This window comes from Variovorax davisae (genome assembly GCF_030316845.1).
Taxonomy (GTDB): domain Bacteria; phylum Pseudomonadota; class Gammaproteobacteria; order Burkholderiales; family Burkholderiaceae_C; genus Variovorax; species Variovorax davisae.
The window spans coordinates 675,033-701,119 of the sequence record NZ_JASZYS010000001.1; the positions used below are offsets into that span (position 1 = coordinate 675,033).

27 protein-coding genes are annotated in these 26,087 nt (G+C 68.6%); 17 read left to right on the top strand and 10 right to left on the bottom strand.

Annotated features, from left to right (window positions below; genetic code table 11):
* Positions 1 to 4: 4 nt before the first annotated feature.
* Positions 5 to 352, bottom strand: coding sequence for a hypothetical protein (locus QTI33_RS03300; RefSeq protein ID WP_286504325.1), 348 nt, complete (start codon positions 350 to 352; stop codon positions 5 to 7).
* 148 nt (positions 353 to 500) lie between these two features.
* Positions 501 to 1,175: a transcriptional repressor LexA gene (gene lexA, locus QTI33_RS03305; RefSeq protein WP_286504326.1), complete on the bottom strand. Its 675-nt coding sequence runs from the start codon at positions 1,173 to 1,175 to the stop codon at positions 501 to 503.
* A gap of 74 nt (positions 1,176 to 1,249) precedes the next feature.
* On the opposite strand from lexA, the gene QTI33_RS03310 reads away from it, so the two are divergent.
* The 3 genes from QTI33_RS03310 to QTI33_RS03320 are packed head-to-tail and all read left to right on the top strand — an operon-like array spanning position 1,250 to position 3,164.
* On the top strand, positions 1,250 to 2,239 hold the full coding sequence (locus QTI33_RS03310) for an asparaginase (protein ID WP_286504328.1): 990 nt from the start codon (positions 1,250 to 1,252) through the stop codon (positions 2,237 to 2,239).
* A 4-nt stretch (positions 2,240 to 2,243) separates the two neighbouring features.
* On the top strand, positions 2,244 to 2,660 hold the full coding sequence (locus QTI33_RS03315; protein WP_286504329.1) for a hypothetical protein: 417 nt from the start codon (positions 2,244 to 2,246) through the stop codon (positions 2,658 to 2,660).
* 30 nt (positions 2,661 to 2,690) lie between these two features.
* The gene (locus tag QTI33_RS03320; RefSeq protein WP_286504330.1) at positions 2,691 to 3,164 is read left to right on the top strand and encodes a DUF6152 family protein; all 474 of its coding nucleotides are present in this window, start codon (positions 2,691 to 2,693) and stop codon (positions 3,162 to 3,164) included.
* Here QTI33_RS03320 and adk read toward each other — a convergent pair whose 3' ends face one another.
* The 6 genes from adk to QTI33_RS03350 all read right to left on the bottom strand — a co-directional run bounded on the left by adk (position 3,165) and on the right by QTI33_RS03350 (position 6,851).
* The gene (gene adk / locus QTI33_RS03325) at positions 3,165 to 3,821 is read right to left on the bottom strand and encodes an adenylate kinase (protein WP_286504331.1); all 657 of its coding nucleotides are present in this window, start codon (positions 3,819 to 3,821) and stop codon (positions 3,165 to 3,167) included.
* Positions 3,822 to 3,948: 127 nt separating this feature from the next.
* A complete protein-coding gene (gene kdsB / locus QTI33_RS03330; protein ID WP_286504332.1) occupies positions 3,949 to 4,722 on the bottom strand; it encodes a 3-deoxy-manno-octulosonate cytidylyltransferase in 774 nt (257 codons plus the stop codon).
* Positions 4,719 to 4,901, bottom strand: coding sequence for a Trm112 family protein (locus QTI33_RS03335; RefSeq protein ID WP_286504333.1), 183 nt, complete (start codon positions 4,899 to 4,901; stop codon positions 4,719 to 4,721). Before QTI33_RS03335 ends, kdsB begins: the two co-directional genes overlap by 4 nt.
* Positions 4,882 to 5,856, bottom strand: a complete 975-nt coding sequence (gene lpxK / locus QTI33_RS03340; RefSeq protein ID WP_286504334.1) for a tetraacyldisaccharide 4'-kinase — start codon at positions 5,854 to 5,856, stop codon at positions 4,882 to 4,884. Before lpxK ends, QTI33_RS03335 begins: the two co-directional genes overlap by 20 nt.
* Positions 5,857 to 6,282, bottom strand: coding sequence for an ExbD/TolR family protein (locus tag QTI33_RS03345; RefSeq protein WP_286504541.1), 426 nt, complete (start codon positions 6,280 to 6,282; stop codon positions 5,857 to 5,859).
* Positions 6,283 to 6,284: 2 nt separating this feature from the next.
* Positions 6,285 to 6,851, bottom strand: coding sequence for a MotA/TolQ/ExbB proton channel family protein (locus tag QTI33_RS03350; protein ID WP_286504335.1), 567 nt, complete (start codon positions 6,849 to 6,851; stop codon positions 6,285 to 6,287).
* Here QTI33_RS03350 and QTI33_RS03355 point away from each other — a divergent pair.
* The 3 genes from QTI33_RS03355 to QTI33_RS03365 all read left to right on the top strand — a co-directional run bounded on the left by QTI33_RS03355 (position 6,838) and on the right by QTI33_RS03365 (position 9,184).
* A complete protein-coding gene (locus tag QTI33_RS03355) occupies positions 6,838 to 6,999 on the top strand; it encodes a hypothetical protein (RefSeq protein ID WP_286504336.1) in 162 nt (53 codons plus the stop codon). The genes QTI33_RS03350 and QTI33_RS03355 overlap by 14 nt on opposite strands.
* Positions 7,000 to 7,228: 229 nt before the next feature.
* A complete protein-coding gene (xseA, locus tag QTI33_RS03360) occupies positions 7,229 to 8,506 on the top strand; it encodes an exodeoxyribonuclease VII large subunit (protein ID WP_286504337.1) in 1,278 nt (425 codons plus the stop codon).
* 96 nt (positions 8,507 to 8,602) lie between these two features.
* Positions 8,603 to 9,184 carry a superoxide dismutase gene (locus QTI33_RS03365; protein WP_286504338.1) on the top strand — a complete coding sequence of 194 codons (582 nt, stop codon included), beginning with the start codon at positions 8,603 to 8,605 and terminating at the stop codon, positions 9,182 to 9,184.
* A 69-nt stretch (positions 9,185 to 9,253) separates the two neighbouring features.
* On the opposite strand, the gene QTI33_RS03370 is transcribed toward QTI33_RS03365, so the two are convergent.
* On the bottom strand, positions 9,254 to 9,706 hold the full coding sequence (locus QTI33_RS03370; protein ID WP_286504339.1) for a DUF192 domain-containing protein: 453 nt from the start codon (positions 9,704 to 9,706) through the stop codon (positions 9,254 to 9,256).
* Positions 9,707 to 9,888: 182 nt separating this feature from the next.
* Positions 9,889 to 10,305, bottom strand: coding sequence for a cell envelope biogenesis protein TolA (locus tag QTI33_RS03375; RefSeq protein ID WP_286504340.1), 417 nt, complete (start codon positions 10,303 to 10,305; stop codon positions 9,889 to 9,891).
* 101 nt (positions 10,306 to 10,406) lie between these two features.
* Between QTI33_RS03375 and icd the strand changes: the two genes are divergently transcribed.
* The 11 genes from icd to QTI33_RS03430 all read left to right on the top strand — a co-directional run bounded on the left by icd (position 10,407) and on the right by QTI33_RS03430 (position 26,087).
* Positions 10,407 to 11,666, top strand: coding sequence for an NADP-dependent isocitrate dehydrogenase (gene icd, locus QTI33_RS03380; RefSeq protein ID WP_286504341.1), 1,260 nt, complete (start codon positions 10,407 to 10,409; stop codon positions 11,664 to 11,666).
* 239 nt (positions 11,667 to 11,905) lie between these two features.
* The gene (gene clpS, locus QTI33_RS03385; RefSeq protein ID WP_286504342.1) at positions 11,906 to 12,265 is read left to right on the top strand and encodes an ATP-dependent Clp protease adapter ClpS; all 360 of its coding nucleotides are present in this window, start codon (positions 11,906 to 11,908) and stop codon (positions 12,263 to 12,265) included.
* Between the two features lie 67 nt (positions 12,266 to 12,332).
* On the top strand, positions 12,333 to 14,654 hold the full coding sequence (gene clpA, locus QTI33_RS03390) for an ATP-dependent Clp protease ATP-binding subunit ClpA (RefSeq protein ID WP_286504343.1): 2,322 nt from the start codon (positions 12,333 to 12,335) through the stop codon (positions 14,652 to 14,654).
* Positions 14,655 to 14,745: 91 nt separating this feature from the next.
* Positions 14,746 to 16,203: a cardiolipin synthase gene (cls, locus tag QTI33_RS03395; RefSeq protein ID WP_286504344.1), complete on the top strand. Its 1,458-nt coding sequence runs from the start codon at positions 14,746 to 14,748 to the stop codon at positions 16,201 to 16,203.
* A gap of 2 nt (positions 16,204 to 16,205) precedes the next feature.
* Positions 16,206 to 17,648, top strand: a complete 1,443-nt coding sequence (gene sbcB / locus QTI33_RS03400; protein WP_286504345.1) for an exodeoxyribonuclease I — start codon at positions 16,206 to 16,208, stop codon at positions 17,646 to 17,648.
* A 6-nt stretch (positions 17,649 to 17,654) separates the two neighbouring features.
* Positions 17,655 to 18,176: a GNAT family N-acetyltransferase gene (locus QTI33_RS03405; protein ID WP_286504346.1), complete on the top strand. Its 522-nt coding sequence runs from the start codon at positions 17,655 to 17,657 to the stop codon at positions 18,174 to 18,176.
* Between the two features lie 58 nt (positions 18,177 to 18,234).
* Positions 18,235 to 19,686 (top strand): efflux transporter outer membrane subunit, encoded by a 1,452-nt coding sequence (locus QTI33_RS03410; RefSeq protein WP_286504347.1) that lies wholly within the window; start codon positions 18,235 to 18,237, stop codon positions 19,684 to 19,686.
* Positions 19,687 to 19,691: 5 nt separating this feature from the next.
* The gene (locus tag QTI33_RS03415; RefSeq protein ID WP_286504348.1) at positions 19,692 to 20,876 is read left to right on the top strand and encodes an efflux RND transporter periplasmic adaptor subunit; all 1,185 of its coding nucleotides are present in this window, start codon (positions 19,692 to 19,694) and stop codon (positions 20,874 to 20,876) included.
* The gene (locus tag QTI33_RS03420) at positions 20,873 to 24,034 is read left to right on the top strand and encodes an efflux RND transporter permease subunit (RefSeq protein WP_286504349.1); all 3,162 of its coding nucleotides are present in this window, start codon (positions 20,873 to 20,875) and stop codon (positions 24,032 to 24,034) included. Before QTI33_RS03415 ends, QTI33_RS03420 begins: the two co-directional genes overlap by 4 nt.
* On the top strand, positions 24,031 to 24,717 hold the full coding sequence (locus QTI33_RS03425) for a heavy metal response regulator transcription factor (RefSeq protein WP_286504350.1): 687 nt from the start codon (positions 24,031 to 24,033) through the stop codon (positions 24,715 to 24,717). Before QTI33_RS03420 ends, QTI33_RS03425 begins: the two co-directional genes overlap by 4 nt.
* The gene (locus tag QTI33_RS03430; RefSeq protein ID WP_286504351.1) at positions 24,714 to 26,087 is read left to right on the top strand and encodes a heavy metal sensor histidine kinase; all 1,374 of its coding nucleotides are present in this window, start codon (positions 24,714 to 24,716) and stop codon (positions 26,085 to 26,087) included. Before QTI33_RS03425 ends, QTI33_RS03430 begins: the two co-directional genes overlap by 4 nt.

Consider the following 26,087-nt stretch of genomic DNA (forward strand, 5'->3'; position numbering starts at 1 on the left):
TCGTTCAGTGCAGGTGGGCGACCTGCGGCAGCGTCTGGGCGGCCTCCAGCGCGACCAGCCGGTCGAGTTCGGCGCAGACATCGGCCATCCGCCCCGAGATCACCATGCGGCCGGCGGCGCGGCCTGGCTGCTGGGCGTCGACCATGCGGACGACGCGCAGCGGGCGCGCCGCGGCCCCCGCGGCGGCGACCGGACCGGCGGCGCCTTGGCGCAGCGGGCAGCTCGGGCGGATGCCGACGTAGCGCAGACCCGACGACATCGCCCGGCTCGAGCGGCGCCGGGGCATCCAGCGGTCGGCCAGCGATTGCAGCGGCGTCAGAAAGTCAGCGATGCTGAGGAGAGCGATTCCCATGTGAACTCCAGATAAGTCAGAGGTTGAACACAGGCAGGATTGCTTTCATCGGCCAGGACAGGGTGATGGCTCTTCGCCATACGCCCGCCACCTGTCGCGGCCGGACCGGGTGCGCACGCGGGACCGCATGCGCGAATGGAAGCTGGGCCTACATCAGCATCGTGTTGCGGATCAGGCCGACCGCCAGTCCTTCGATCTCGAAGGGCTCGCCAGGCTGGACCACGATGGTGGGGTAGTCGGGGTTCTCGGCATGCAGCTCGATGACCTGCTTGTTGCGCTTGAGACGCTTGACCGTGACCTCGTCGCCGAGGCGGGCCACCACGATCTGCCCGTTGCGGGCTTCCTTGGTGGACTGGACTGCCAGCAGGTCGCCATCCATGATGCCGGCGTCGCGCATGGACATGCCGCGCACCTTGAGCAGGTAGTCGGGCTGGCGCTGGAAGAGGGTGTTCTCGACGTAGTAGGTCTGGTCGACGTGTTCCTGGGCCAGGATGGGCGAACCGGCCGCCACGCGGCCGATCAGGGGCAGCGCCAGCTGCGCCATGCCGGGCAGCGAGAGCGAGAACTGGTTGTTGCGTGATTCGTTGAGGGAGCGCAGGGCGTCGCCCTTGAGCCGGATGCCGCGGGACGTGCCGCTGACCAGCTCGATGACGCCCTTGCGGGCCAGCGCCTGCAAGTGCTCTTCGGCCGCGTTGGCCGACTTGAAGCCGAGCTCGGCGGCGATCTCGGCCCGGGTGGGCGGCGCGCCGGTGCGGGCGATGGCACTCTGGATCAAATCGAGGATCTGCTGCTGGCGGGCTGTAAGCTTGACGGCGAACTGCATGTGGGCTCCTGTGGAGGCACTGGCTAAACGTCCAGTACCTGTATTTTTAACCAGTTTCGAGAAGTTGGCAAGCAATGGATCAGATCTCCGTGGACCCGGTGCGTCGCGTGGTGGTGCTGGGCACCGGCGGCACCATCTCGGGCCGCGCCGGCGCGGCGGGCGACAACATCGGCTACACGGCCGGGGAGGTCGGCGTCGCCGACCTGCTGCACGGCATCGACGCGCCGCCGGGCATCGGGCTCGTGGCGGAGCAGGTGGCGCAGGTCGACAGCAAGGACATGAGCTTCGCGATCTGGCGCACCCTGGCCCAGCGCTGCGCCCGCTGGCTGGCCTCGCCGGACGTCGCCGGCCTGGTCATCACCCACGGCACCGATACGCTGGAAGAGACCGCGTTCTTCCTGCAGTCCGTGCTCGCGCCTTCGAAGCCGGTGGTCCTGACCTGCGCGATGCGGCCGGCGAGCGCGCTGGCGCCCGACGGGCCGCAGAACCTGCGTGACGCGATCGCCGTCGCCGCGGCACCGGATGCGCGGGGCGTGGTCGTGGTGTGCGCCGGCACGGTCCACAGCGCCTTCGAGGTGCAGAAGGTCCACACCTACCGCCTCGACGCCTTCGATTCCGGCGATGCCGGGCCGCTGGCCTATGTCGAGGAAGGCGCGCTCCGCCAGCTCAGGGATTGGCCGCGTCCGGACCCGGCGGCGACTTCGTCCTTCGATCGGATCGCCGCGACGACCGCCTGGCCGCGGGTCGAGATCCTGTTGAGCCACGCCGAGGCGCGCGGCGGCCTGATCGAGGCGCTGCTCGAGGAGCGCCGCCGCGGCGGCGCCGAGCCGGTGCAGGGCATCGTGCTCGCCGCGACCGGCAACGGCACCTTGCACCAGGCGCTGGAGGCGGCGGCGCTGCGGGCCCAGGCCGAGGGCGTCGCGGTGCTGCGCGCGACGCGCTGCGTCGAGGGGCGGATCCTCCCGAAGCCCGGCCAGCGCCTGCGCGACGCCGGCGCCCTGACGCCCGTCAAGGCGCGCATCGCCCTGATGCTGGAACTGCTGGCGGGCGGCGCCGCCGCCTGAGCCCGTGCTCGACCTGCTGCGCACGATCCCCTGGGCCTACCCGGCCCTGGAGGTGGTGCACATCGTCGGCATCGCCTTGCTGCTCGGCAACCTGGTGGCGCTCGAGGCACGGGTCCTCGGCCGTGCCGCCACGCTGCCGGTGCAGGGGCTGGCCAGGCTGTCGCTGACCCTCGCCCTGTCCGGCTTCGCGCTGGCGGCGGCCAGCGGATCGCTGATGTTCGCCACCCAGCCGGCCGAGTTGCTCGCGAACCCGGTGTTCCTGGTCAAGATGGGCCTGCTGCTGGTGGCCGGCGCCAATGCGCTGTGGTTCCATGGCCGCCGCTCGCTGGCCAAACTCGACCTGCTGGCGCGGGTACAGATGTTGTCGTCCACTGCGATCTGGCTGGCGGTCGTGTTCTGCGGCCGCTGGATCGCGTATTGAGCAGGTCACGCAACCCGAAGGAGTTCCCGCATGAAACGTCGCAGCCTCATGTTCGCCGCCGTCACCCTGCCGGGCGCCATGCCCTTCGCCTGGGCCCACCACGGCTGGAGCAGTTTCGACCAGGACCGCCCGCTCTACCTGGAAGGGAAGGTGCTGAGTTCGCGCTGGCAGAACCCGCATGCCGAACTGATCATCGAAGTGCCCGCCGATCTCCGCTTGCCTGCCGACCTGGCCAAGCGCGCGCTGCCGGCGCAGAGCGCGCCGGTCGATGGGCCCGGCCTGCTCGCCAAGGCGGGGCTGCCGCGGCGCAAGGACCGTCAATGGGAACTCGAACTGGCGCCGCTCACGCGCATGGAGGCCTGGCAGGTGCGCGAGATCAAGCCCGGCACCCCGGTCTCGGTCATCGGCTTCGGCACCAAGGAAGACAAGGGCGATGCCGTGATGCGCGTCGAGTACCTGTTCGTCGACGGCAAGGCCTACGGGCTGCGCTCCAGCCCGGCCTGATCAGCTGGCCAGGGCGGCCAGGGCGCGCTGCGTGATGTCGTCGACGCTGCCGACGCCGCTGATCGCCCGGTACTTCGGCGCCGCGGCCGGCTCGACCCGGGCCCAGTTCGAGTAGTAGTCGACCAGCGGACGCGTCTGCTGGCTGTAGACCTCGAGGCGCTTGCGCACGGTCTCTTCCTTGTCGTCCTCGCGCTGGATCAGGTCTTCGCCGGTGAGGTCGTCCTTGCCCTCGGTCTTCGGCGGATTGAACTTCAGGTGGTAGGTGCGTCCCGAGGCCGGGTGCGAGCGGCGTCCGCTCATGCGTTCGATGATGTCGGTGAAGGGCACGTCGATCTCGAGCACGTAGTCGAGCCGGACGCCGGCCGCGCGCATCGCCTCGGCCTGCGGAATGGTGCGCGGGAAGCCGTCGAACAGGAAGCCCTGGGCGCAGTCCGGCAGCGCGATCCGCTCCTGGACCAGGTTGATGATCAGGTCGTCGCTGACCAGCGCACCCGAGGCCATCACGGCCTGGGCCTGCTGCCCGAGCGGCGTGCCGGCCTTGACGGCGGCGCGCAGCATGTCGCCGGTGGAGATCTGGGGGATGCCGTACTTCTGGCAAATGAAGGCCGCTTGCGTGCCTTTTCCTGCCCCGGGGGCGCCCAACAAAATCAGTCTCATGGTGTCCTCGGAAGGTTCTTCGATTTCTGTCGCGCCATGGCACGCGCACGGGGCGCGGCGCAAAGGCGGAGTTGCTTCGAGGATAGCATGGGGTGCGGGCCGTTCCGCCGGCCGCGCACGGGCGAAGTCAGGCCGCGAAGAGGGCGCGAACCCGGGCCAGATCCTCGGGCGTGTCGATGCCGGGCCCGGGGGCGTGGGCGCTGACGTGGACCGCGATCCGGTGGCCGTGCCAGAGCGCGCGCATCTGCTCCAGGGCTTCGGTGGTTTCGACCGGCGCCGGCGGCAGGCCGGGAAAGCCGCGCACGAAACCGGCCCGGTAGCCGTAGATGCCGATGTGGCGCAGCGGCGCCGGCGCGCTCGGCAGCGAGGTCGGGCCGCTGGCCGCGAAGCCGTCGCGCCACCAGGGGATCGGCGCGCGGCTGAAATAGAGCGCATGGCCGCGGGCGTCGAGCACGGTCTTGACCACGTTCGGATTGAGGAAGTCCGCGAGCGCGTCGATGGCGTGCGCCGCGGTGCTCATCGCGGCATCGGGATGGGCGGCCAGCGTGTCGGCCACCGCGTCGATCAGGTCGGGCGCGATCAGCGGCTCGTCGCCCTGGACGTTGACGACGATCGCGTCGTCGGCCAGGCCGAGCTGGGTGCAGGCTTCGGCCAGCCGGTCGCTGCCGCTCGCGTGGTCGGTGCGCGTGAGCAGCACCCGCACGCCATGGGCGCGGCAGGCGTCGACGATGCGCGCGTCGTCGGCCGCCACCACCACGCTGGCGGCGCCCGACAGCGCGGCCTGCCGGGCGACCCGCACCACCATCGGCACGCCGGCGATGTCGGCCAAGGGCTTGTCGGGCAGCCGGGTCGAGGCCAGCCGGGCCGGGATCAGGACCGTGAATGCGGTACGCGAAGTCAAAGGCCGAGCTCTTCGTCGGAAAGGGTGCGGGCCTCGGTCTCCAGCAGCACCGGGATGCCGTCGCGCACCGGGTAGGCGAGGCGGGCGCTGCGCGAAGCCAGTTCCTGCTTCTCGGGGTTCCAGGTCAGCGGCCCCTTGGTGACGGGGCAGACGAGCAATTCAAGCAGCTTGGTGTCCATCGCTCGATGATAGCTTTGCGTCGAGTGCGGCGAAGAAGCCTGGCTCGGGTTCGAACACCAGCGGCACGGCCAGCGCGGCGGGGCTCCGGCGCCACAGCTTGACGGCGTCTTTCTCGGTACACAGCAGGACCTGGCCGGTGTCCGCCGGCGGATGCCAGTGGCTGAAATCGTCGTGGTCGGGCAGGGCGATGCCCTGTGCCAGGACCAGCCCGCGCGCGCGCAGCATCTGGAAGAAGGCCTCGGGCTTGGCGATCGCCGCGACCGCGACCAGCGGCCGTCCGGCCAGGGCGGCCAGCGGCACGCGGGTGCCGTCGCTATGGAGCGCATGGTCGGCGAGCGTGCGGCGGGCCCGGAAGCCGGCAAAGGCCGGCCGGTCGCCGGTATGCAGGACCAGGTCGCAGCGCCGCGGCCAGGGCTCGCGCAGCAGCCCGGCCGGCAGCAGCCAGCCGTTGCCGACACCGCGGTCGTCGAACACGCAGATCTCCACGTCGCGGCCCAGCGCGAGGTGCTGCAGGCCGTCGTCGCTTACGATGACCTGGGTGGCCGGGTGGCGCGCGAGCAGGGCGCGGGCCGCCTCGATGCGGCGCCGGGCCACGAACACCGGGGCGCCGGTGGCGCGGCGGATCAGCGCCGGCTCGTCGCCGACCTCCGCCGGGTCGCTGTGGTCGTGCACCTCCCGGCAATCGCGGGTGTTGCGGCCGTAGCCGCGCGACACCACGCCGGTGCGCAGGCCGCGCGCCTCCAGGTGCCGCACCACCGCCATCACCACCGGCGTCTTGCCCGAGCCGCCGGCGATCACGTTGCCGACCACGACCACCGGCACACCGACGTGCTCGGTGCGCAGCAGGCCCAGGCGGTAGAGGCTGCGGCGCAGCGCGGCCAGGCCGCCGTACAGCAGCGACAGCGGCCACAACAAGCGCGCCGGCGCGCCGCGTTGCAGCCAGGCTTGCGGCAACTAGCGCCCCGCCTGCGCGGCCGACTGGGTGGCGAAGGTGATCTGCATCAGGCCGGCGCGGCGTGCCGCTTCCATCACGGTGATGACCGATTGATGGGCGGCGCTGGCGTCGGCGCTGATGATCACCACGTTGTCCTTGGCGCCGCCGGCCGCCGCCGCCAGCGCGGCGGTCACGGTCTCGACGCTGCGGTCCGGCAGCGCGGTCCTGTTGATCGAATAGCGGCCGTCGGCCGACACCGCGACGATGACTTCCTTCGGGTAGTCGCGCTGGGCCTCGACGTCGGCCACCGGCAGCCGCAGCTGCATCTCGGTGAACTTGCTGTAGGTGGTCGACAGCATCAGGAAGATCAGCACGACCAGCAGCACGTCGATGAACGGGATCAGGTTGATCTCGGGCTCTTCGCGCGAGCCGTGGCGGAAGTGCATCCTCATCGGCGCAGCGTGTCCAGGTGGCGGGCGAAGCGCTCGCCGGCCAGTTCGAGGTTCAGCAGGTACTCGTCGACCCGGCTGCGGAAGTAGCGCCAGAAGATCAAAGCAGGAATGGCGATGATCAGGCCGAAGGCCGTGTTGTAGAGCGCGATCGAGATCCCGTGCGCCAGCTGCGCCGGATTGCCCGAGCCGACCGCGCCGTTGGCCGGCGACTGGGAGCCGAAGATCTCGATCATCCCGATCACGGTGCCGAGCAGGCCGAGCAGGGGCGCCGCCGAGGCGATGGTGGCCAGCGCCGGCAGGTAGCGCTCGAGCCGGTGCGCCACCACGCGGCCGGCGGATTCCATCGAGACACGCAGGTCGTCCTCGGTCGCCATCGGGTTGGTGTTGAGGGCGCGGAAGCCGGCGGCGAGCACTTCACCGAGGCCGGAGTTCTTTTCCAGCTTGGTGACCACGTCGGGACCGGGAATCGTGGTGCGCGAGACCGTGATGGCTTCGTCGAGCAGCTTGGGCGGAAGCACCTTGGAGGTCTTGAGACTGGTGAAACGTTCGATGACGAGCGCCATCCCGATCACCGAACAAGCGAGCAGCGGCCAGATTGGCCAACCCGCAGCAACTATGATGGAAAACAAAAAATCCTCCGGCCCGTGGACTGCAAATGCGCGGCGATTATCCACCGAGGCGGCGCTGGGTCACGACAAGTTCTTCATGTAGGCCAAGACGCACAGAAACTGTGGATAACTTTGTGACTAACACGCAGGGCAACTCGCCCGGAGCCGCACGGGCCGGGCATCTCCTTGGATCGACTGAATTTTGAGCAGCACTTTTCGTAATCAAATCAAGGGCTTGCACGACAACCCGCGCCTGCGGTGCCGTTCCTGCCTCCGACCCAGGCGCGTCGGGGCGCTTGTGGACGAATCGTTAGCCGAAAGTGAGATGGTCCATGGCGGAACGTGAGCAGCCGCCCTCGTCCGGCGCCAGAGTCTGGGCCGTCGGCGCCTTGTGCCGGGCGATCGCCGACGCGCTCGATGCGCGCTTCAACCCGGTCAGCGTGCGCGGCGAGATCTCGGGCTTTTCGCGCGCGGCCAGCGGCCACTGCTACTTCTCGCTGAAGGACGAATCCGGCCAGTTGCGCTGCGCCATGTTCCGCCGCGCGGCGAGCCTGCTCGATTTCTCGCCGCGCGACGGCGACCAGGTCGAGGTGCGCGGCCGGCTCGCGGTCTACGAGCCGCGCGGCGACCTGCAGCTGGTGGTCGAAAGCCTGCGCCGGGCCGGGCAGGGCGCCCTGTTCGAGCAGTTCATGCAGCGCAAGGCCCGGCTGGAGGCCGAGGGCCTGTTCGATCCGGCCCGCAAGCGGGCGCTGCCGACGCTGCCCCGGGCGATCGGCCTGGTGACCTCGCTCGGCGCCGCGGCGCTGCACGACGTCGTCACCGCGCTGCGCCGGCGCGTGCCGCACATCCCGGTGGTGCTGGCGCCGGCGGCGGTGCAGGGGCCCGGCGCGCCGGCCGAGCTGGTGCGCTCGCTGCAGGGCCTCTACGCGCTGGAACCGAAGGTCGACGTCATCCTGCTGGTGCGCGGCGGCGGCTCGATCGAGGACTTGTGGGCCTTCAACGACGAGGCCCTGGCCCGCGCCATCGTGCAGAGCCCGGTGCCCGTGGTCAGCGGCGTCGGCCATGAGACCGACTTCACGATCGCCGACTTCTGCGCCGACCTGCGCGCACCCACCCCGACCGCCGCCGCCGAACTGGTCGCCGCGCCGCGCGAGCTGTGGCTGGGCGCACTGGAGCTGATCGAGGAGCGCCTGCGCGACGCCGTCGCGACGCGGGTCGACCTGCTGAGCCAGCGCCTGGACCAGGCCACCGCCCGGCTCGGGCGCCCGTCGGCGCTGGCGGCCCGCCAGCGCCTGGGTCTGGCGCACCAGGCGCAGCGGCTGCACTATGCGGTGCTGGCGCGGACCGGGCGCTTCGCGCAGGCCCAGCAGGCCCTGGCGGCGAGGGGGCCGCTCGGATTGCGCGCCACGCTGACGCGCCACCACGAGCGGCTCGATCGCGCGGCGCTGCGCCTGCAACTGCTCGACCCGGCGCTGGTGCTGCAGCGCGGCTACGCCTGGCTGACCGATGAGGAGGGCCGGGCGGTCATGCACGCGGCCGATCTGGCGCCCGACGACCATGTGACGGCGCGGCTTGCCGACGGCACGGTGGCCCTGAAAGTGATGCAATAGGGCGTGCATCGGGGACATCGCGGCAGCGTCCGACGCCCCTTGCCCGAATCCTTCCTAGAATCTCCGATCCCTTCAACCAACCCGCGAGAAAAAAACATGGAACACGTTCTTCCTCCCCTGCCGTATCCGCTCGACGCCCTGGCGCCCGAGTATTCGAAGGAAACGATGGAATACCACTACGGCAAGCACCACAACGCTTACGTCGTGAACCTGAACAACCTGCAGAAGGGCACCGAATTCGAGAGCATGACGCTCGAGGAAATCGTCAAGAAGTCCAGCGGCGGGATCTACAACAACGCGGCCCAGATCTGGAACCACACTTTCTTCTGGAACTGCATGAAGCCCGCCGGCGGCGGCGAACCGACCGGTGCGCTCGCCAAGGCGATCGACGCCAAGTGGGGCAGCTACGCGGCGTTCAAGGAAGCCTTCGTGAAGTCGGCCGTGGGCAACTTCGGCTCCGGCTGGACCTGGCTCGTGAAGAAGGCCGACGGTTCGGTCGACATCGTCAACACCGGTGCCGCCGGCACGCCGCTGACCACCGCCGACAAGGCGCTGCTGACGGTCGACGTCTGGGAGCACGCCTACTACATCGACTACCGCAACCTGCGCCCCAAGTTCGTCGAGACCTTCCTCGCGAAGCTCGTGAACTGGGACTTCGTGGCCAAGAACTTCGGCTGATCCGGTTCTGCGCCGACGCGAGAAAAGCCGACCCCTGGGTCGGCTTTTTTCATGGGGCCGGCCGCGGCCTCAGCGCCGGCCGGCGAACAACTCGCCGCCGAGCTTGCTGCCGGCCTTGATGTTCTTGTGCGCGAACCAGCCCTGGTTCATCTCCAGAACGAAGCGCACCGGCTCTTTCGAGCAGTGCGAATCCTCGGTCATCGGCTGCATGTCGACCAGGTTCACGATGCGGCCGTCGTCGGCGACGAAGGCGGCCGTCAGGGGCAGCAGCGTGTTTCTCATCCAGAAGCACTGCGTGGCGGGCTGTTCGAAGACGAACACCATGCCCTCGGTCGGCGGCATTTCCTTGCGGAACATCAGGCCGATCTCGCGTTCCCGGGGCGACTGCGCCACCTGGGCGTCGATCTGGTACATGCCGGCCGATATGCGCGTGCGCGGCAATTGGCTTTGGGGCTGCTGGGCATGGGAAATAGCCGTCAATGAAACAGACAGCGCGAGAAGACTGAAAAAACGCAAGAACATGGTCGACTTTCGGGGACGGCAACGCAAACAAGAATGCCCGCGGAGGCGGGCATGATCGATTGGACGCAAAGCTTACCTCCTATTGGCCAGCATTGCCTGACCGATAAGGACAGGGTCGCTTCCTCGGGACGAAAAAAAGCGCTCCGGGGGAGCGCTTTTTCTCAATAGCCGGACGAATCCGATTACTGCGGCGTGCCGCCTTGCGGGTTCAGCTTGCGAACGCTGCCGTCCTTGTTGCGGCGACGGTCGCTGCGGGTTTCGGCGCGAGCCTGGCCAGCGGTTGCTGCCTTGCTCGGGGCCAGGCCGCCGCTGCCTTCAGCGGTCTTGGGGGTATCGCCACCTTGAGGACGCACTTCGCCTTGCGGCTTCGCGGCACGGCGCTCGACGGCGCGCTGCTGCGGCTTGGAGTTCGTGATCGGCTGTTGTTCCGACGAGGTGCCGGCCGGATTTTGCGCATAGGCACCAGCTGCGAACAGGCCGGCCATCATGACTGCGAGAACTTTGCTCATTACGGATTCCTCAATGGAAATGGTTTGAAAACGCCTCCCGGCCAGCAGAAGGTCTGCCAACAACGGAGCCGGGCCGGCGGTGGTTGACACATCCTTCGGGCTCCTCCGGTTGCGTCTAAAATTCTAAGGGTATTCAGGCGATTGCAAACTCATTGTCTTCCCGTCCTTCCACACCCGGAGTCCTCGTCCCCATGTCCAGGTACCAGCACATCAAAGTCCCGACCGAGGGCCAGAAGGTCACGGTCAACGCCGACAACTCGCTCCAGGTGCCGGACCAGCCGATCATTCCCTTCATCGAGGGCGACGGCACCGGACTGGACATCACGCCGGTCATGTTGAAGGTGGTCGATGCGGCGGTCGCCAAGGCCTACGGCGGCAAGCGCAAGATCCAGTGGATGGAGGTCTACGCCGGCGAAAAAGCGACCCGGATCTACGGCCCCGACGTCTGGCTCCCCGAGGAAACCCTGCACGCCGTTCGCGACTACGTGGTCTCGATCAAGGGCCCGCTGACGACCCCGGTGGGCGGCGGCATCCGCTCGCTCAACGTGGCGCTGCGCCAGGAGCTGGATCTGTACGTTTGCCTGCGGCCGATCCAGTATTTCGAGGGCGTTCCCAGCCCCGTGAAGGAGCCCCAGAAGACCCACATGGTGATCTTCCGGGAGAACTCCGAGGACATCTATGCCGGCATCGAATTCGAGGCCGAGAGCGACAAGGCCAAGCGGCTGATCAAGTTCCTGCAGGAGGAGTTCGGGGTCAAGAAGATCCGCTTCCCGGACACTTCCGGGATCGGCATCAAGCCGGTGTCTCGCGAAGGCACGGAGCGGCTGGTCCGCAAGGCGATCCAGTACGCGATCGACAACGACAAGCCGAGCGTCACGATCGTCCACAAGGGCAACATCATGAAGTTCACCGAGGGCAGTTTCCGCGACTGGGCCTACGGTCTGGCGGCCAAGGAATTCGGCGCCGAACTGATCGACGGCGGTCCCTGGATGCGCTTCAAGAGCCCGAAATCGGGCAAAGAAATAACCGTGAAAGATTCGATCGCTGATGCTTTCCTGCAACAGATTTTGCTGCGGCCGGCCGAATACAGCGTGATCGCGACCCTGAACCTGAACGGCGACTACATTTCCGACGCCCTGGCGGCGCAGGTCGGCGGCATCGGGATCGCCCCCGGCGCCAACCTCAGCGACACGGTCGCGATGTTCGAGGCCACCCACGGCACCGCCCCGAAATACGCCGGCAAGGACTACGTGAACCCGGGCTCCGAGATCCTCTCGGCCGAAATGATGCTGCGCCACATGGGCTGGACCGAGGCGGCCGACCTGGTCATCAGTTCGATGGAAAAGTCGATCGCCAGCAAGAAGGTCACCTACGACTTCGCCCGCCTCATGGAGGGCGCCACCCAGGTCAGCTGCTCGGGCTTCGGGCAGGTGATGATCGACAACATGTAAAGATGGCGGCGGCGTCCGGACCGACGCCCGCCCACGCAGCCCCGGGACCCCAGGTGCCGGGGCTTTTTTCATGGGCCGGAAAAACCCCAGGAGCAGCAGCCTCCGCACCTTCGGGGCATGCTGCTTGCATGGGCGTGAGCCTGCTGATCCGGCCGCATTCGCCTTGAATGTCACAAAGCCGCCACCAGTTGTGCCACATCGTCGAGTGCAACCCGCGGCGGCTCTATAAAATGAATTTCATGGCTACCAGAATCCCTTCGACCCCCAAGACGCCGCCGGCTGCCAAGCCGAGGCGGGACGATGGCGACGCGGTCGTGCTCGAGCGGCGACCGCAAAAGACCGCGCCGCCCCAGATGTTCCAGGTCGTGATGCTGAACGACGACTACACGCCGATGGAATTCGTGATCGTCGTGATCCAGGAGTTCTTCAGCAAGGACCGCGAAACCGCGACCCAGATCATGCTCAAGATCCATCTCGATGGCCGGGGCGTCTGCGGCGTTTACTCCCGCGACATGGCGGCCACCAAGGTCAATCAGGTGATGGAAGCGGCCCACCAGGCCGGGCATCCGTTGCAGTGCGTGAGCGAACCGGTCGAATGAACCTGTTGAATTGCGCGCGCTCCAACCCATCTGAGAAATTATTTACAGCAAGGCAAAAGGAAATCACATGATTGCCCAGGAACTGGAAGTCAGCCTGCACATGGCTTTTGTAGAAGCCAGGCAGCAGCGCCACGAGTTCATCACGGTGGAGCACCTGCTGCTCGCTTTGCTGGACAACCCGAGCGCCGCAGAGGTTCTGCGCGCCTGCTCGGCCAACGTCGACGACCTGCGGGCGTCGCTCACCAACTTCATCAAGGACAACACGCCCCAGGTGGCGGGTACCGACGATGTCGACACCCAGCCGACGCTGGGTTTCCAGCGCGTCATCCAGCGCGCCATCATGCATGTGCAGTCCACCGGCAACGGCAAGAAGGAAGTCACCGGCGCCAACGTGCTGGTCGCGATCTTCGGCGAGAAGGATTCGCATGCCGTGTACTACCTGCACCAGCAGGGCGTGACGCGCCTCGACGTCGTGAACTTCATCGCCCACGGCATCAAGAAGAGCGATCCGCCTGAAGCCGCCAAGGGCAGCAGCGACGCCTCCTCGGGCGAAAGCGAAGAGGGCGGCGGCGAGAAGAACGAGAAGTCGTCTCCGCTCGAGCAGTTCACGCAGAACCTGAACCAGCTGGCCAAGGACGGCAAGATCGATCCGCTGATCGGCCGCGAGTACGAGGTCGAGCGCGTGATCCAGATCCTGTGCCGCCGGCGCAAGAACAACCCGCTGCTGGTCGGCGAGGCCGGCGTCGGCAAGACCGCGATCGCCGAGGGCCTGGCCTGGCGCATCACCCAGAACGACGTGCCGGAGATCCTGGCCGAGTCGAACGTGTACTCGCTCGACATGGGCGCGCTGCTGGCCGGCACCAAGTACCGCGGCGACTTCGAGCAGCGCCTGAAGGGCGTGCTCAAGTCGCTCAAGGACAAGCCGAACGCGATCCTGTTCATCGACGAGATCCACACGCTGATCGGCGCCGGCGCGGCCTCGGGCGGCACGCTCGACGCGTCCAACCTGCTCAAGCCGGCGCTCTCCAGCGGCCAGCTCAAGTGCATCGGCGCGACCACCTTCACCGAATACCGCGGCATCTTCGAGAAGGATGCGGCCCTGTCGCGGCGCTTCCAGAAGGTCGACGTGGTCGAGCCGACGGTGCAGGAAACGGTCGACATCCTCAAGGGCCTGAAGTCGCGCTTCGAGGAACACCATGGCGTGAAGTACGGCGTGGCCGCACTGCAGGCCGCGGCCGAGCTGAGCGCCAAGTACATCAACGACCGTCACCTGCCCGACAAGGCGATCGACGTCATCGATGAAGCCGGTGCTGCCCAGCGCATCCTGCCCGCCAACAAGCGCAAGAAGACCATCAGCAAGACCGAGGTCGAGGAAATCGTCGCCAAGATCGCGCGCATTCCCCCGGCCAACGTCTCGAACGACGACCGCGGCAAGCTGCAGACCATCGAGCGCGACCTGAAGAGCGTGGTGTTCGGCCAGGACAAGGCGCTCGAAGTGCTGGCCTCCGCGGTCAAGATGGCGCGTTCGGGCCTGGGCCGGGAAGACAAGCCGATCGGCTCCTTCCTGTTCAGCGGCCCCACGGGCGTCGGCAAGACCGAGGCGGCCAAGCAGCTGGCCTACATCATGGGCATCGAGCTGATCCGCTTCGACATGTCGGAGTACATGGAGCGCCATGCAGTGAGCCGGCTGATCGGCGCGCCTCCGGGCTATGTCGGGTTCGACCAGGGCGGCCTGCTGACCGAAGCCATCACGAAGAAGCCGCACGCGGTGCTGCTGCTCGACGAGATCGAGAAGGCGCACCCGGACATCTTCAACGTGCTGCTGCAGGTCATGGACCACGGCACCCTGACGGACAACAACGGACGCAAGGCCGACTTCCGCAACGTGATCATCGTGATGACCACCAACGCGGGTGCCGAGACCATGAACAAGGCGACCATCGGCTTCACCAACCCGCGCCAGGCGGGCGACGAGATGGCCGACATCAAGCGCCTGTTCACGCCGGAGTTCCGCAACCGCCTCGATGCGACCGTGAGCTTCAAGGCGCTCGACGAGCAGATCATCCTGCGCGTGGTGGACAAGTTCCTGCTGCAGCTGGAGACGCAGCTGGCCGAGAAGAAGGTCGACGTGACCTTCACCGACGCCCTGCGCAAGCACCTGGCGAAGAAGGGCTTCGATCCGCTGATGGGCGCGCGGCCGATGCAGCGCCTGATCCAGGACACGATCCGTCGCGCCCTGGCCGACGAACTGCTCTTCGGTCGCCTGCAGGAAGGCGGTCGCCTGACCGTCGACCTCGACGACAAGGAAGAAGTGCAGCTCGACATCCAGCCGCTGCCGAAGAAGGAAGGCCGGGCCAAGCCCGAGGCCGAAGAAGCGGCGACGGGTTGAGCGCCTTCCGCCCCCTGCGGCGGAAGCATCCGATCGGAAGGCCGGTAGCATTGCTGCCGGCCTTTTTCGTTTCACCTCGAGATTTCTCAACTTGATCGTCCCCGAGCTCAGCCAGGAATGGAAGACCGGCCTCTCCCTGGCATGGAGCGGCTACATCGCAGTGCTTTCGGTCTGGATCGTGATGCAGAAGCGTGCACCGGTCTCGACCATGAGCTGGATCCTCTCGCTGGCGCTGCTGCCTTTCGCGGGCTTTCTCATCTATTACTTCCTGGGCCCGCAGCGGCTCAAGAAGCAGCGCCTCAAGCGGCTTCGCAGCCGGGCCAGCGTGCTGGCACCCGCCGACGTGGTGATGCTGCGCGAGGCGAGGGCGCACGCGCCGCCAGCCTTGCGCCAGATGGCCGCGCTCGGGATGGCGGCTTGCGGGCTGCCGGTGTCGAGCGCCACCTCGGCCCGGCTGCTGTCGGGCGGCGCGACCACCTTCGATGCGATCTTCGACGCCATCCGCGCGGCCCGAGACCACGTCCATCTCGAGTACTACATCTTCGAGCCCGACCGGATCGGCACGGCCCTGCGCGACCTGCTCATCGAGCGCGCCCGGGCCGGCGTCAGGGTGCGGCTGCTGCTCGATGCGCTCGGCTCCCAGCGGGTCGGGCGCAAGTTCATGGCGCCGATGCAGGCGGCCGGTGTCCATGTCGCGCTGTTCCACGAGACCCGCATCGGCCGGCGGCTGCGGCCGGTGACCAACTACCGGACCCACCGCAAGATCGTGGTCTGCGACGGCCGGGTGGGCTTCACGGGCGGCGTCAACATCACCGACGCCGAGGACGCCCGGACCCGGGCCGATGCGTACCACGACGTCCACCTGCGCATCGAGGGCAGCGCAGTGCGCTGGCTGCAGACCACCTTTCTCGAAGACTGGACCTACGCGACCGGCGAGGACCCGCGCCAGATCGACAACGCGCTGCCGCTGCTGCTGCCGGACCTGCCGCTGGGCGAGGCGGCCGGCGAAATCCCGGTGCAGATCGTCACCAGCGGGCCCGACAGCCCGCTCGAGGCGATCCACCGCATGCATCTCGCGGCGATCCATTCCTCGGAGCGGCGCGCCTGGCTCACCACGCCTTACTTCGTGCCCGGCGAGCCGGCCCTGATGGCGCTGACCAGCGCCGCGCTGCGCGGCGTCGACGTCCGGCTGCTGGTGCCGCGGCGCAGCGATTCGCTGGTCGTGAGCGCGGCGGCCCGCTCCTACTACGACGAGCTGATCGCCGCCGGCGTCAAGGTCTGGGAGTACAAGGCGCGCATGCTGCACTCCAAGACGCTGGTGGTGGACGACCACTGCGCGATGATCGGCACGGCCAATTTCGACAATCGCAGCTTCAGGCTCAATTTCGAAGTGATGGCCGTGATCTACGGGACGACGCTGGCCGAGCCCCTGGTGGCGCAGTTCGAGACCGACCTCCGAAGCGCGTCGCCGATCCGGGCCAACCGGCGCCAGAAGTTCCTGCGCCGCCTGGCCGACGCCACCGCCCGCCTGTTTTCTCCTTTGCTTTGAACATGCCTTCACACACCTTTCTCTGGCACGACTACGAAACCTTCGGCGCGGTGCCGCGCCGCGACCGGCCGTCGCAGTTTGCGGCCATCCGCACCGACGCCGAGCTCAACGAGGTCGGCGAGCCGCTGATGGTCTATTGCCAGCCCGCGCCCGACTACCTGCCCAGTCCCGAGGCCTGCCTGATCACCGGCATCACGCCCCAGCAGTGCCTGGAACTCGGCATTCCCGAGCACGAGTTCGCGGCCCGGATCGAGCAGGCCTTCTCGCAGCCCGGCACCATCGGCGTCGGCTACAACACGATCCGCTTCGACGACGAGGTGACGCGCTTCATGTTCTGGCGCAACCTGATCGATCCCTATGCCCGCGAGTGGCAGAACGACTGCGGCCGCTGGGACCTGCTCGACGTGGTGCGGCTGACCTATGCCCTGCGCCCCGACGGCATCGTCTGGCCGACCAAGGCGGACGGCAGCCAGAGCTTCAAGCTCGAGGACCTGGCGCGCGCCAACGGGCTGCTGCACGAGGCGGCGCACGATGCGCTGTCGGACGTGCGCGCCACCATCGCGCTGGCCCGGCTGATCCGCGACAAGCAGCCCCGGCTGTTCGACTTCGCGTTTGGGCTGCACCGCAAGGACCGGGTGGCGGCCGAGCTCGGCCTGCCGGCGACGCGCGAAAGCGCGCGGCCCTTCCTTCACGTCTCGGGCATGTTTCCGGCCGAGCGCGGCTGCCTGGCCGTGATGTGGCCGCTGGCCAGCCATCCGACCAACAAGAACGAATTGCTGGCCTGGGACCTGGCCCACGACCCGAGCGAGCTGCGCGACCTCGACGTCGAGAACCTGCGCCTGCGCCTGTTCACGCGCAGCGCCGACCTGCCCGAGGGCGTGCGCCGCCTGCCGCTCAAGGGTATCCACCTGAACAAGTCGCCGATGGTGGTCGGCAACCTCAAGACGCTGGCGCCGGCGATGGCGGCGCGCTGGGGCATCGACATCGAGGCGGCACTGAAGAACGCCGCGCTCGCGGCCGCGCTGCCCGACATGAGCGCGATCTGGCCGCAGGTCTACGAGCGGCCGCGCGAGGGCGCGCCGGATGTCGACGAGGATCTCTACGGCGGTTTCGTCGGCAACGGCGACCGGCGCCGCCTGAACCAGCTGCGCGGCCTGTCGCCGGGCGAGCTCGCGCGCGCCCGAACCGGCTTCGACGACCCGCGGCTGGAGGAGCTGGTGTTCCGCTACCGGGCGCGCAATTTCCTCGATTCGCTGAGCGAAGAGGAGGCCGGGCGCTGGGAGGCGCACCGGGCCGCGCGGCTGCTCGAAGGCGAGGGCGGTGCGCGCAACGTCGATGCCCTGTTCGCCGAGATCGATGCACTGGCCGAGACCGCGGACGAGCGCGCCGAAGCCATCCTGGGCGCGCTCTACGAGTACGCCGAGGCGATCGCCCCGGAGGTCTGAACCGCCATGACCGTGCGCCGACTGCTGCCTGCCGATGCCGCCGCCTACCGGGCCTTGATGCTCGAAGCCTATGCGCGCCATCCGGATGCCTTCACCTCCAGCGCCGAGGAGCGCGCGGCCCTGCCGCTGGCCTGGTGGGAAACGCGGCTCGACGCAGCGCCGCAGGCCGGCCAAGTCGTGCTCGGTGCCTTCGATGGCGACCGGCTGGCCGGTGCCGCCGGGCTCGAATTCGAATCGCGCGCCAAGGCCCGTCACAAGGCGCATCTCTTCGGCATGTACGTGGCGCCCGATGCCCGGGCGGGCGGCCATGGCCGGCAACTGGTGCAGGGCCTGCTGGACGTGGCGGCCGCCAGGGAAGGCGTCAAGCTCGTCCAGCTGACCGTGACCGAAGGCAACGCCGCGGCGCAGTCGCTCTACGAACGCTGCGGCTTCGCGGTGTTCGGTGTCGAGCCCTTCGCCGTCGCGGTCGATGGCCGCTATCTGTCGAAATGCCACATGTGGCGGCTGCTCGAGGGCGAGCCCAGCTGACAGGATTGTCATCCTTGCGTCAGCTTGCCGTCCCGGGCGGGTGCCTACAGTGGGCGGCATGCGAATACTGTGTCTGGCCCTGGCGGCATCCCTGGCAGGCTGCGCCGTCGGGCCCGATTACCGGCGGCCCTCATTGCCCGAAGGCGTGTCGGCGCCGGCTTTCAAGGAAACCGGCGCCTGGAAGACGGCGGCGCCCGGCACCGTCGATGCGGCCCATCCCTGGTGGACCGGTTTCGGCGACCCGCGCCTCGATGCGCTGATCGCGGAGGCGAACGGCGCGAACCAGAGCCTGCGGCTGGCCGAGGCCCAGTACCGCGAGGCCCAGGCGCTGGTCCAGAACGCGCAGGCGGGCTGGGCGCCGACGCTCGGGCTGGACGTCTCGGGCCAGCGGGCGCGCAGCCTGAGCTCGACCGGCGCGCCGGTGCAGGGCAACACGCACGCCTGGTCGCTGCAGGCGGCCTGGGAGCCCGACCTCTGGGGTCGGGTGCGGCGGGCGGTCGAAGGCGCCGCGGACAGCGCGCAGGCCAGCGAAGCCGACCTGGCCGCGGCACGGCTCGCGGTGCAGGCCGCGCTGGCCAACGACTACCTCCAGCTGCGCATGACCGACGCCCAGCAGCGGCTCTACGACCGGACCCTCGAGGCCTACCGCAAGTCGCTGCAGATCACCCAGAGCCAGTACCGAGCGGGCGTGGTGACGCGGGCCGATGTCGACCTGGCCGACACCACCCTGCAATCGACGCAGGCGCTGGCCATCGACACCCAGCTGACGCGCCGGCAGCTGGAGCACGCGATCGCGGTGCTGCTGGGCAAGACGCCGTCGCAGTTCTCCATTGCGGCCGACGACAGCCTGCCCGGCCTGCCCGCGGTGCCGATGGCCGTGCCGTCGGAACTGCTCGAGCGCCGGCCCGACATTGCAGGGGCCGAACGCCGGGCGGCATCGGCCAATGCGGGCATCGGCTATGCACAGGCCGCCTACTACCCGAACCTGTCGCTGACCGCCGCGGGCGGTTTCGCCGGCGCCGGCTTCGGCAACTGGTTCGCCGCGCCCGGCAAGGTCTGGGCGCTGGGCGCGGCGGTGGCGCAAAGCCTGTTCGACGGCGGCCAGCGCGGCGCGCAGGTGGCGCAGGCGCGCGCGGCCTTCGATGCCGCGTCGGCCAGCTATCGCCAGACCGTGCTGGCCGGCTTCCAGGAGGTCGAAGACAACCTGGCCGCACTCGACGTGCTGGCGCAGGAGCGCCAGGTGCAGGACGGCGCGGTCGCCTCGGCGCGCAACGCCGAACGCGTGTCGCTGAGCCAGTTCCGCGCCGGCACGACCACCTACCTGGCGGTCATCACATCGCAAACGCTGGCGCTCAACAACGAGCGCACCGCGCTGCAGTTGCAGAGCCGGCAGTTCGCGGCCCAGGTGGCCCTGGTCAAGGCGCTCGGCGGCGGCTGGAACGCCAGCCAGCTGCAGGCCAGCGCCGACGCCAGCCCGGCGGCCGCATCCCCCTCTTCGAAATCCGAGTGAACCTCATGGACAGTCCTTCTTCCGCTCCCCGCCGGCGTCCGCGCTGGCTGCTTCATGCCGGCTGGCTGCTGGTCGCCGTGCTGCTCGCCGTGGGCGCCTGGCGCCTGATGCGGCATCCAGCCCTGCCGGTGGCCGCGGGGCCCGCGGGCGTGCCGGCGACCACCGTCCAGGTCGCCAGCGAGACGGTGCCGATCGCGCGCAGCGGCGTCGGCACGGTGCTGCCGGTGGCTTCGGTGACGGTGCGCACGCGGGTCGACGGGCAGCTCGACAGCGTCGAATTCAAGGAAGGGCAGGAGGTCAAGGCCGGGCAGGTGCTGGTGCGCATCGATCCGCGCACCTTCCAGGCCCAGCTCGAACAGCTGGTGGCGCAGAAGGCCAAGGACGAGGCCACGCTGGCCAACGCCCGCGCCGACCTGCAACGCTACGGCGAGCTGATCAAGGAAGACGCCACCACCCAGCAGACGCTGGACACCCAGCGCGCGCTGGTCAATCAGCTGCAGGCTTCCCTGAAGAGCGACGAGGCGCAGATCCACCTGGCCCAGGTGCAGCTCGGCTTCACCACCATCATCGCGCCGATCAGCGGGCGGATCGGCGCCCGGCTGGTCGACCCGGGCAACATCGTCCACGCGGCCGATACCAACGGCCTGCTGGTGATCAACCAGATCGATCCGATCGCGGTCCAGTTCACCCTGCCCGAAAGCAGCTTCCAGGCGGTCAACAAGGCGCTCGAAGGCAGCCACGAACCGCTGGCGGTCGAGGCCATCGACCGCGACACCCGCGACGTGCTGGCCACCGGCCGGCTGGTGCTGCTGAACAACCAGATCGACACCGCCACCGGCACCATCTCGCTGAAGGCGCAGTTCGCCAATGCCGGCCATGCGCTGTGGCCGGGCCAGTCGGTCGACGCCCGGGTGGTGCTCGGCGAGCGGGCCGACGCGCTGACGGTGCCATCCGTGGTGGTGCAGCGCAACCAGGATGGCTTCTTCGCCTACGTGGTCGGCCCCGACGACAAGGTGCGGGCGCAGCCGCTGACGGTGGCCGACACGGTCAAGGGCCGGGCGGTGATCGAGACCGGCCTGGCGGCCGGCGACCGGGTGGTGCTGGACGGCCAGTACCGCCTGACGCCCGGCGCACGGATCGTCGAGAAGGCCGCCGTCGTGCCGGTCGCCTCTGCGGGAGCCAAGCCTTGAACATCTCGGCCGCCTTCATCAAGCGCCCGATCGGCACCTCGCTGCTGGCCGCGGCCGTGCTGCTGATCGGGCTGGTCGCCTGGCCGCTGCTGCCGGTGGCGCCGCTGCCGCAGGTCGACTTCCCGACGCTGCAGGTGACGGGCCGCCTGCCCGGCGCCAGCCCTGAGACCATGGCGGCCAACGTGGCCCAGCCGCTGGAACGCCAGTTCTCGCTGATCGCCGGGCTGTCGCAGATGACGTCCAGCAGTTCGCTCGGCCTGACCCAGATCACCTTGCAGTTCGACCTCGACCGCAACATCGACGGTGCCGCGCTCGACGTGCAGACCGCGATCAATGCGGCGCAGGGGCAGCTGCCCAACAACCTGCCGAGCCCGCCGAGCTTTCGCAAGATCAACCCGGCCGATTCGCCGGTGCTGATCCTCGGCGTGCAGTCCAAGGTGCTGCCGCTGGTGCAGGTCAACGACTATGCCGACAACGTGCTGGCACAGCAGATCTCGCGCATCTCGGGCGTCGGGCTGGTCAACATCTTCGGCGTCCAGAAGCCGTCGGTGCGCATCCAGGTCGATCCGGCCAAGATCAAGGCGGTCGGCATGAGCCTGGAGGACGTGCGCGGCGTGATCGCCGCCACCACCGTCAGCGCGCCGACCGGCACCATCGACGGCGAGCGCCAGGCCTTCAACGTCTATACCAACGACCAGCTGCTCAAGGCCGCGCCCTGGAACGACATGGTGCTGGCCTGGCGCAACGGGGCGCCGATCCGGGTGCGCGACATCGGCGTCGCGGTCGACGGGCCGGAGAACAGCAAGGTGGCGGCCTGGGGCTTCGCCGGACCGGCGGCCGCCGAGGGCAACGACATCGCCAACGGACGCGCCATCATGCTGGCGATCACCAAGTCGCCGGGTGCCAACGTGATCGAGACGGTCGACCGCATCCAGGCGGCGATGCCGAAACTGAAGGCGGCGATTCCGCCCAGCATCAGCGTCAACACGCTGGTCGACCGCACGCAGACCATCCGGGCCTCGGTGAAGGACGTCGAATTCACTCTGCTGCTGTCGATCGCGCTGGTGGTGGCGGTGATCTTCGTCTTCCTGCGCAACGTCACGGTGACGCTGATCCCGAGCGTGACCGTGCCGCTGGCGCTGCTCGGCACGGCGGCCGTGATGTATGTCGTCGGCTACAGCCTGGACAACCTGTCGCTGATGGCGCTGACGATCGCGGTCGGCTTCGTGGTCGACGACGCGATCGTGATGCTCGAGAACATCTACCGCCACATCGAGGACGGCATGGCGCCGATGGAAGCGGCGCTGCAGGGCGCCGGCGAGATCGGCTTCACGATCATCTCGATCTCGGTCTCGCTGGTGGCGGTGTTCATCCCGCTGCTGCTGATGGGCGGCATCGTCGGGCGGCTGTTCCGCGAGTTCGCGGTCACGGTGACGCTGACCATCGTGGTGTCGGTGCTGATCTCGCTGACCTTGACGCCGATGCTCTGCGCGCGCTTCCTGAAGCCGCACGTGCCGACCGAGAAGCACGGCCGGCTCTACCTGCTGCTCGAACGCGGCTTCGATGCCATGCTCGATGGCTACAAGCGCGGGCTGGGCGTGGTGCTGCGCCATCCCTTCATCACCTTGATGAGCTTCATCGCCACGGTGGCGGCGACGGTGGCGCTGTTCGTCGTGATCCCCAAGGGCTTCTTTCCGCAGCAGGACACCGGGTTCCTGTTCGGCAGCGCCGACGCCGCGCAGGATTCGTCGTCGAACGCGATGCGCGACCGGATGCTCAAGATCGCCGACATCATCCGCCAGGACCCCGACGTCACGAGCTTCGGCATGCAGGCCGGCGCGAGCACCTTCAACTCGGGCAATTTCTTCATCGGCCTCCGGCCGAAGGACGAAGGACGCACCGCCAGCGCGGACGAGGTGATCGGCAGGCTGCGGCCCAAGCTGGCACCGGTGCAGGGCATCACGCTGTTCATGCAGGCCGGGCAGGACATCAGCGTCGGCGGCCGGCCGTCGCGCACCCAGTACCAGTACACGCTGACCGACACCGACCTGAACGAGCTCAACACCTGGGCGCCGAAGGTGCTGGCCCGGCTGCGCGAGCTGCCGCAGCTGACCGACGTGACCTCCGACCAGCAGAACGCCGCGCCGACCGCCCAGGTGACGATCGACCGCCAGCGGGCGTCGAGCTACGGCATCACGCCGGCGATGGTCGATGCCATCATCTACGACGCCATCGGCCAGCGCCAGGTGGCGCAGTACTTCACGCAGCTCAACAGCTACAACGTGGTGCTGGAAGTCACGCCGGAACTGCAGCGCGATCCCTCGCTGTTCGACCACCTCTACCTGACGTCGCCGATCACCGGCCAGCAGGTGCCGCTGTCGACCTTCGTCAAGCTCGACACCAGCAAGACCGGCTACCTGTCGATCAGCCACCAGGGCCAGTTCCCGGCGGTGACCGTGTCCTTCAACCTGAAGCCGGGCACCTCGCTGGGCCCGGCGGTCGATGCGATCAACGCGGCCCAGGCGCAGATGGGCGTGCCGGCGACCCTCAGCGGCACCTTCCAGGGCACGGCGCAGGCCTTCGGCGATTCGCTGCGCACCCAGCCCTACCTGATCCTGGCGGCGCTGATCTCGGTCTACATCGTGCTGGGGCTGCTCTACGAGAGCTACATCCATCCGCTGACCATCCTGTCGACCCTGCCGTCGGCCGGCGTGGGCGCATTGCTGATCCTGATGGCCGGCGGTTACGATCTCAGCGTGATCGCACTGATCGGCATCATCCTGTTGATCGGGATCGTGAAAAAGAACGGCATCATGATCGTGGACTTCGCCCTGCACGCCGAGCGCGACCGCGGCATGTCGCCGCGCGATGCGATCTTCGAGGCCTGCATCCTGCGTTTCCGCCCGATCATGATGACCACCATGTGCGCACTGCTGAGCGGACTGCCGCTGATGCTGGGCCACGGCGCCGGCTCCGAGCTGCGCCGGCCGCTGGGCTACGCGATGGTCGGCGGGCTGATCCTGTCGCAGATGCTGACCCTGTTCACCACGCCGGTGATCTATCTGTACCTCGACCGTGCCCATCACTGGTACGTGCGGCGCAAGGCGGCGCGCCAGCAGCGCCGGTTGTCGCCGGCCGCGGGAGTGCTGATCGAATGAAGGTCCTGATCGTCGAGGACGAGCGCAAGACGGCCGACTACCTGTACCAGGGGCTGACCGAGCAGGGCTGCACCGTCGATCTCGCCTTCGACGGCATCGACGGCCAGCACCTGGCCTTGCACTACGACTTCGACGTGATCGTGCTCGACGTGATGCTGCCTGGGCTGGACGGCTTCACGGTGCTCAAGTCGCTGCGCAGCGTGAAGAACACGCCGGTGATCATGCTGACGGCCCGCGACGGCGTGGCCGACAGGGTGCGCGGGCTGCAGGACGGCGCCGACGACTACCTGGTCAAGCCCTTCTCGTTCCTCGAACTGCTGGCCCGGCTGCAGGCGCTGACGCGGCGCGGCCGCAGCCAGGAAACCACGCTGCTGCGGGTCGGCGACCTGCGGGTCGACCTGCTGAGCCGCAAGGCCATTCGCCAGGAGCAGCGCATCGACCTGACGGCCAAGGAGTTCGCGCTGCTGGCGGTGCTGGCGCGGCGACAGGGCGAGATCCTGTCGAAGACGGTGATCGCCGAGCTGGTCTGGGACATGAATTTCGACAGCAACACCAACGTGGTCGAAGTGGCGATCAAGCGCCTGCGCGCCAAGATCGATGCACCCTTCGGCAAGAGCCTGCTGCACACCATCCGTGGCATGGGCTACGTGCTGGAGAACCGCAGCGGTCCGGAGCCGGAATGAGGAACTCGATCGCGATCAGGCTGGCCGCGATGTTCGCGGCCGCGGCGCTGGTGGCCTTCGCGCTGCTGGGCGGCGCGCTGCACCGGGTGCTGTCGGGCGAGCTGGCGCGCCACCAGCAGGCCCAGATCGACGGCCGGCTGGAAGACATGGCCTACATGCTCGAGCATGGCCGGGCCGCCGGCCTCGGCGAGCGCATCCGCGACAAGCTCGACACGCTGGGTGCCGCCGATCCGCGCACCCGCTCGTGGCTGGTCAGCGAGGACCCGGCCTTCCGATACGGCGAAGACCTGCCGCTGGTGGCGGCCGCGATCGAAGCCGGTCGCGACAGCGTCGAGCTGCCGGTCGGCATGCCGCCCCGGCTGACCCGGATGCGGATCCGCGGCGGGGAACTGGCGGCCAACGGGGGGCGGCCCGCGGTGCGCTACATCGCCGGCGTGGATGCCGAGCCTTTCGGCCACACCCTGCGCACCTTCGAGACGGCGGTGGTGCTGCTGACCTTGGCCGGCACGGCGCTGGCGGCGGCGCTCGGCTACTGGATCGCGCGCATCGGGCTCGGCCCGGTGCAGCGGCTGTCGGGCGACGCCCAGCGCATCGGGCCGGACGACCGGGCGCGGCGGCTGCAGCTGCCGGCGCTGCCGAGGGAGCTGGCCGATCTCGGCCGCTCGTTCAATGCCGCGCTGGACCGGCTCGATGCCGCCTACCGGCAGCTCGCCACCTTCAGCGACGACGTGGCGCACGAACTGCGCACGCCGCTGGCCAACCTGATCGGCCAGACCCAGGTGGCGCTGGCCCGCGAGCGCAACGCGGTCGAGTTGCGCGAGGTGCTGCAGTCGAACCTCGAAGAGCTCGAACGGCTGCGCGCCATCGTCGCCGACATGCTGTTCCTGGCGCGGGCCGAGCAGGGCGTGCGCGCGCGCGACCTGGTGGCCTCGTCGATCGCGCAGGAGGTGGGCAAGACGGTGGAGTTCCTCGACCTGCTGCTCGACGAGGCCGGCATGTGGGTGCAGGTGGAGGGCGATGCGGTGGCGCCGATCGAGACCTCGCTGTTCCGGCGCGCGCTGACCAACCTGCTGCAGAACGCGATCCAGCATTCGCGCCCGGGCAGCCGCGTGCTGGTGCAGATCGGTGGCGACGAGCGTTCGGCGGCGGTCAGCTTCTCGAACCCGAGCGCGCCGATCGCGCCCGAACAGCTGCCGCGGCTGTTCGATCGCTTCTACCGCGTCGACAGCTCGCGCCGCAACAGCGGCGAGAACCACGGGCTCGGGCTGTCGATCGTCAAGGCGGTGGCGGTGATGCACAACGGCACGGTGTTCGCGCGCTCGCACGACGGCATGACCACGGTCGGCTTCAGCGTGGCACTGAAAGCCTGA

Coding starts and splice junctions, on each gene's coding strand:
- QTI33_RS03310 (WP_286504328.1), top strand. CDS start 1,250: ATGGATCAGATCTCCGTGGACCCGGTGCGTCGCGTGGTGGTGCTGGGC.
- QTI33_RS03425 (WP_286504350.1), top strand. CDS start 24,031: ATGAAGGTCCTGATCGTCGAGGACGAGCGCAAGACGGCCGACTACCTG.
- QTI33_RS03335 (WP_286504333.1), bottom strand. CDS start 4,901: ATGGACACCAAGCTGCTTGAATTGCTCGTCTGCCCCGTCACCAAGGGG.
- QTI33_RS03320 (WP_286504330.1), top strand. CDS start 2,691: ATGAAACGTCGCAGCCTCATGTTCGCCGCCGTCACCCTGCCGGGCGCC.
- clpA (WP_286504343.1), top strand. CDS start 12,333: ATGATTGCCCAGGAACTGGAAGTCAGCCTGCACATGGCTTTTGTAGAA.
- QTI33_RS03300 (WP_286504325.1), bottom strand. CDS start 352: ATGGGAATCGCTCTCCTCAGCATCGCTGACTTTCTGACGCCGCTGCAA.
- QTI33_RS03415 (WP_286504348.1), top strand. CDS start 19,692: ATGGACAGTCCTTCTTCCGCTCCCCGCCGGCGTCCGCGCTGGCTGCTT.
- QTI33_RS03430 (WP_286504351.1), top strand. CDS start 24,714: ATGAGGAACTCGATCGCGATCAGGCTGGCCGCGATGTTCGCGGCCGCG.
- QTI33_RS03355 (WP_286504336.1), top strand. CDS start 6,838: ATGACGAGCGCCATCCCGATCACCGAACAAGCGAGCAGCGGCCAGATT.
- adk (WP_286504331.1), bottom strand. CDS start 3,821: ATGAGACTGATTTTGTTGGGCGCCCCCGGGGCAGGAAAAGGCACGCAA.
- QTI33_RS03345 (WP_286504541.1), bottom strand. CDS start 6,282: ATGCACTTCCGCCACGGCTCGCGCGAAGAGCCCGAGATCAACCTGATC.
- QTI33_RS03410 (WP_286504347.1), top strand. CDS start 18,235: ATGCGAATACTGTGTCTGGCCCTGGCGGCATCCCTGGCAGGCTGCGCC.
- QTI33_RS03405 (WP_286504346.1), top strand. CDS start 17,655: ATGACCGTGCGCCGACTGCTGCCTGCCGATGCCGCCGCCTACCGGGCC.
- lexA (WP_286504326.1), bottom strand. CDS start 1,175: ATGCAGTTCGCCGTCAAGCTTACAGCCCGCCAGCAGCAGATCCTCGAT.
- clpS (WP_286504342.1), top strand. CDS start 11,906: ATGGCTACCAGAATCCCTTCGACCCCCAAGACGCCGCCGGCTGCCAAG.
- QTI33_RS03350 (WP_286504335.1), bottom strand. CDS start 6,851: ATGGCGCTCGTCATCGAACGTTTCACCAGTCTCAAGACCTCCAAGGTG.
- xseA (WP_286504337.1), top strand. CDS start 7,229: ATGGCGGAACGTGAGCAGCCGCCCTCGTCCGGCGCCAGAGTCTGGGCC.
- QTI33_RS03365 (WP_286504338.1), top strand. CDS start 8,603: ATGGAACACGTTCTTCCTCCCCTGCCGTATCCGCTCGACGCCCTGGCG.
- QTI33_RS03370 (WP_286504339.1), bottom strand. CDS start 9,706: ATGTTCTTGCGTTTTTTCAGTCTTCTCGCGCTGTCTGTTTCATTGACG.
- icd (WP_286504341.1), top strand. CDS start 10,407: ATGTCCAGGTACCAGCACATCAAAGTCCCGACCGAGGGCCAGAAGGTC.
- sbcB (WP_286504345.1), top strand. CDS start 16,206: ATGCCTTCACACACCTTTCTCTGGCACGACTACGAAACCTTCGGCGCG.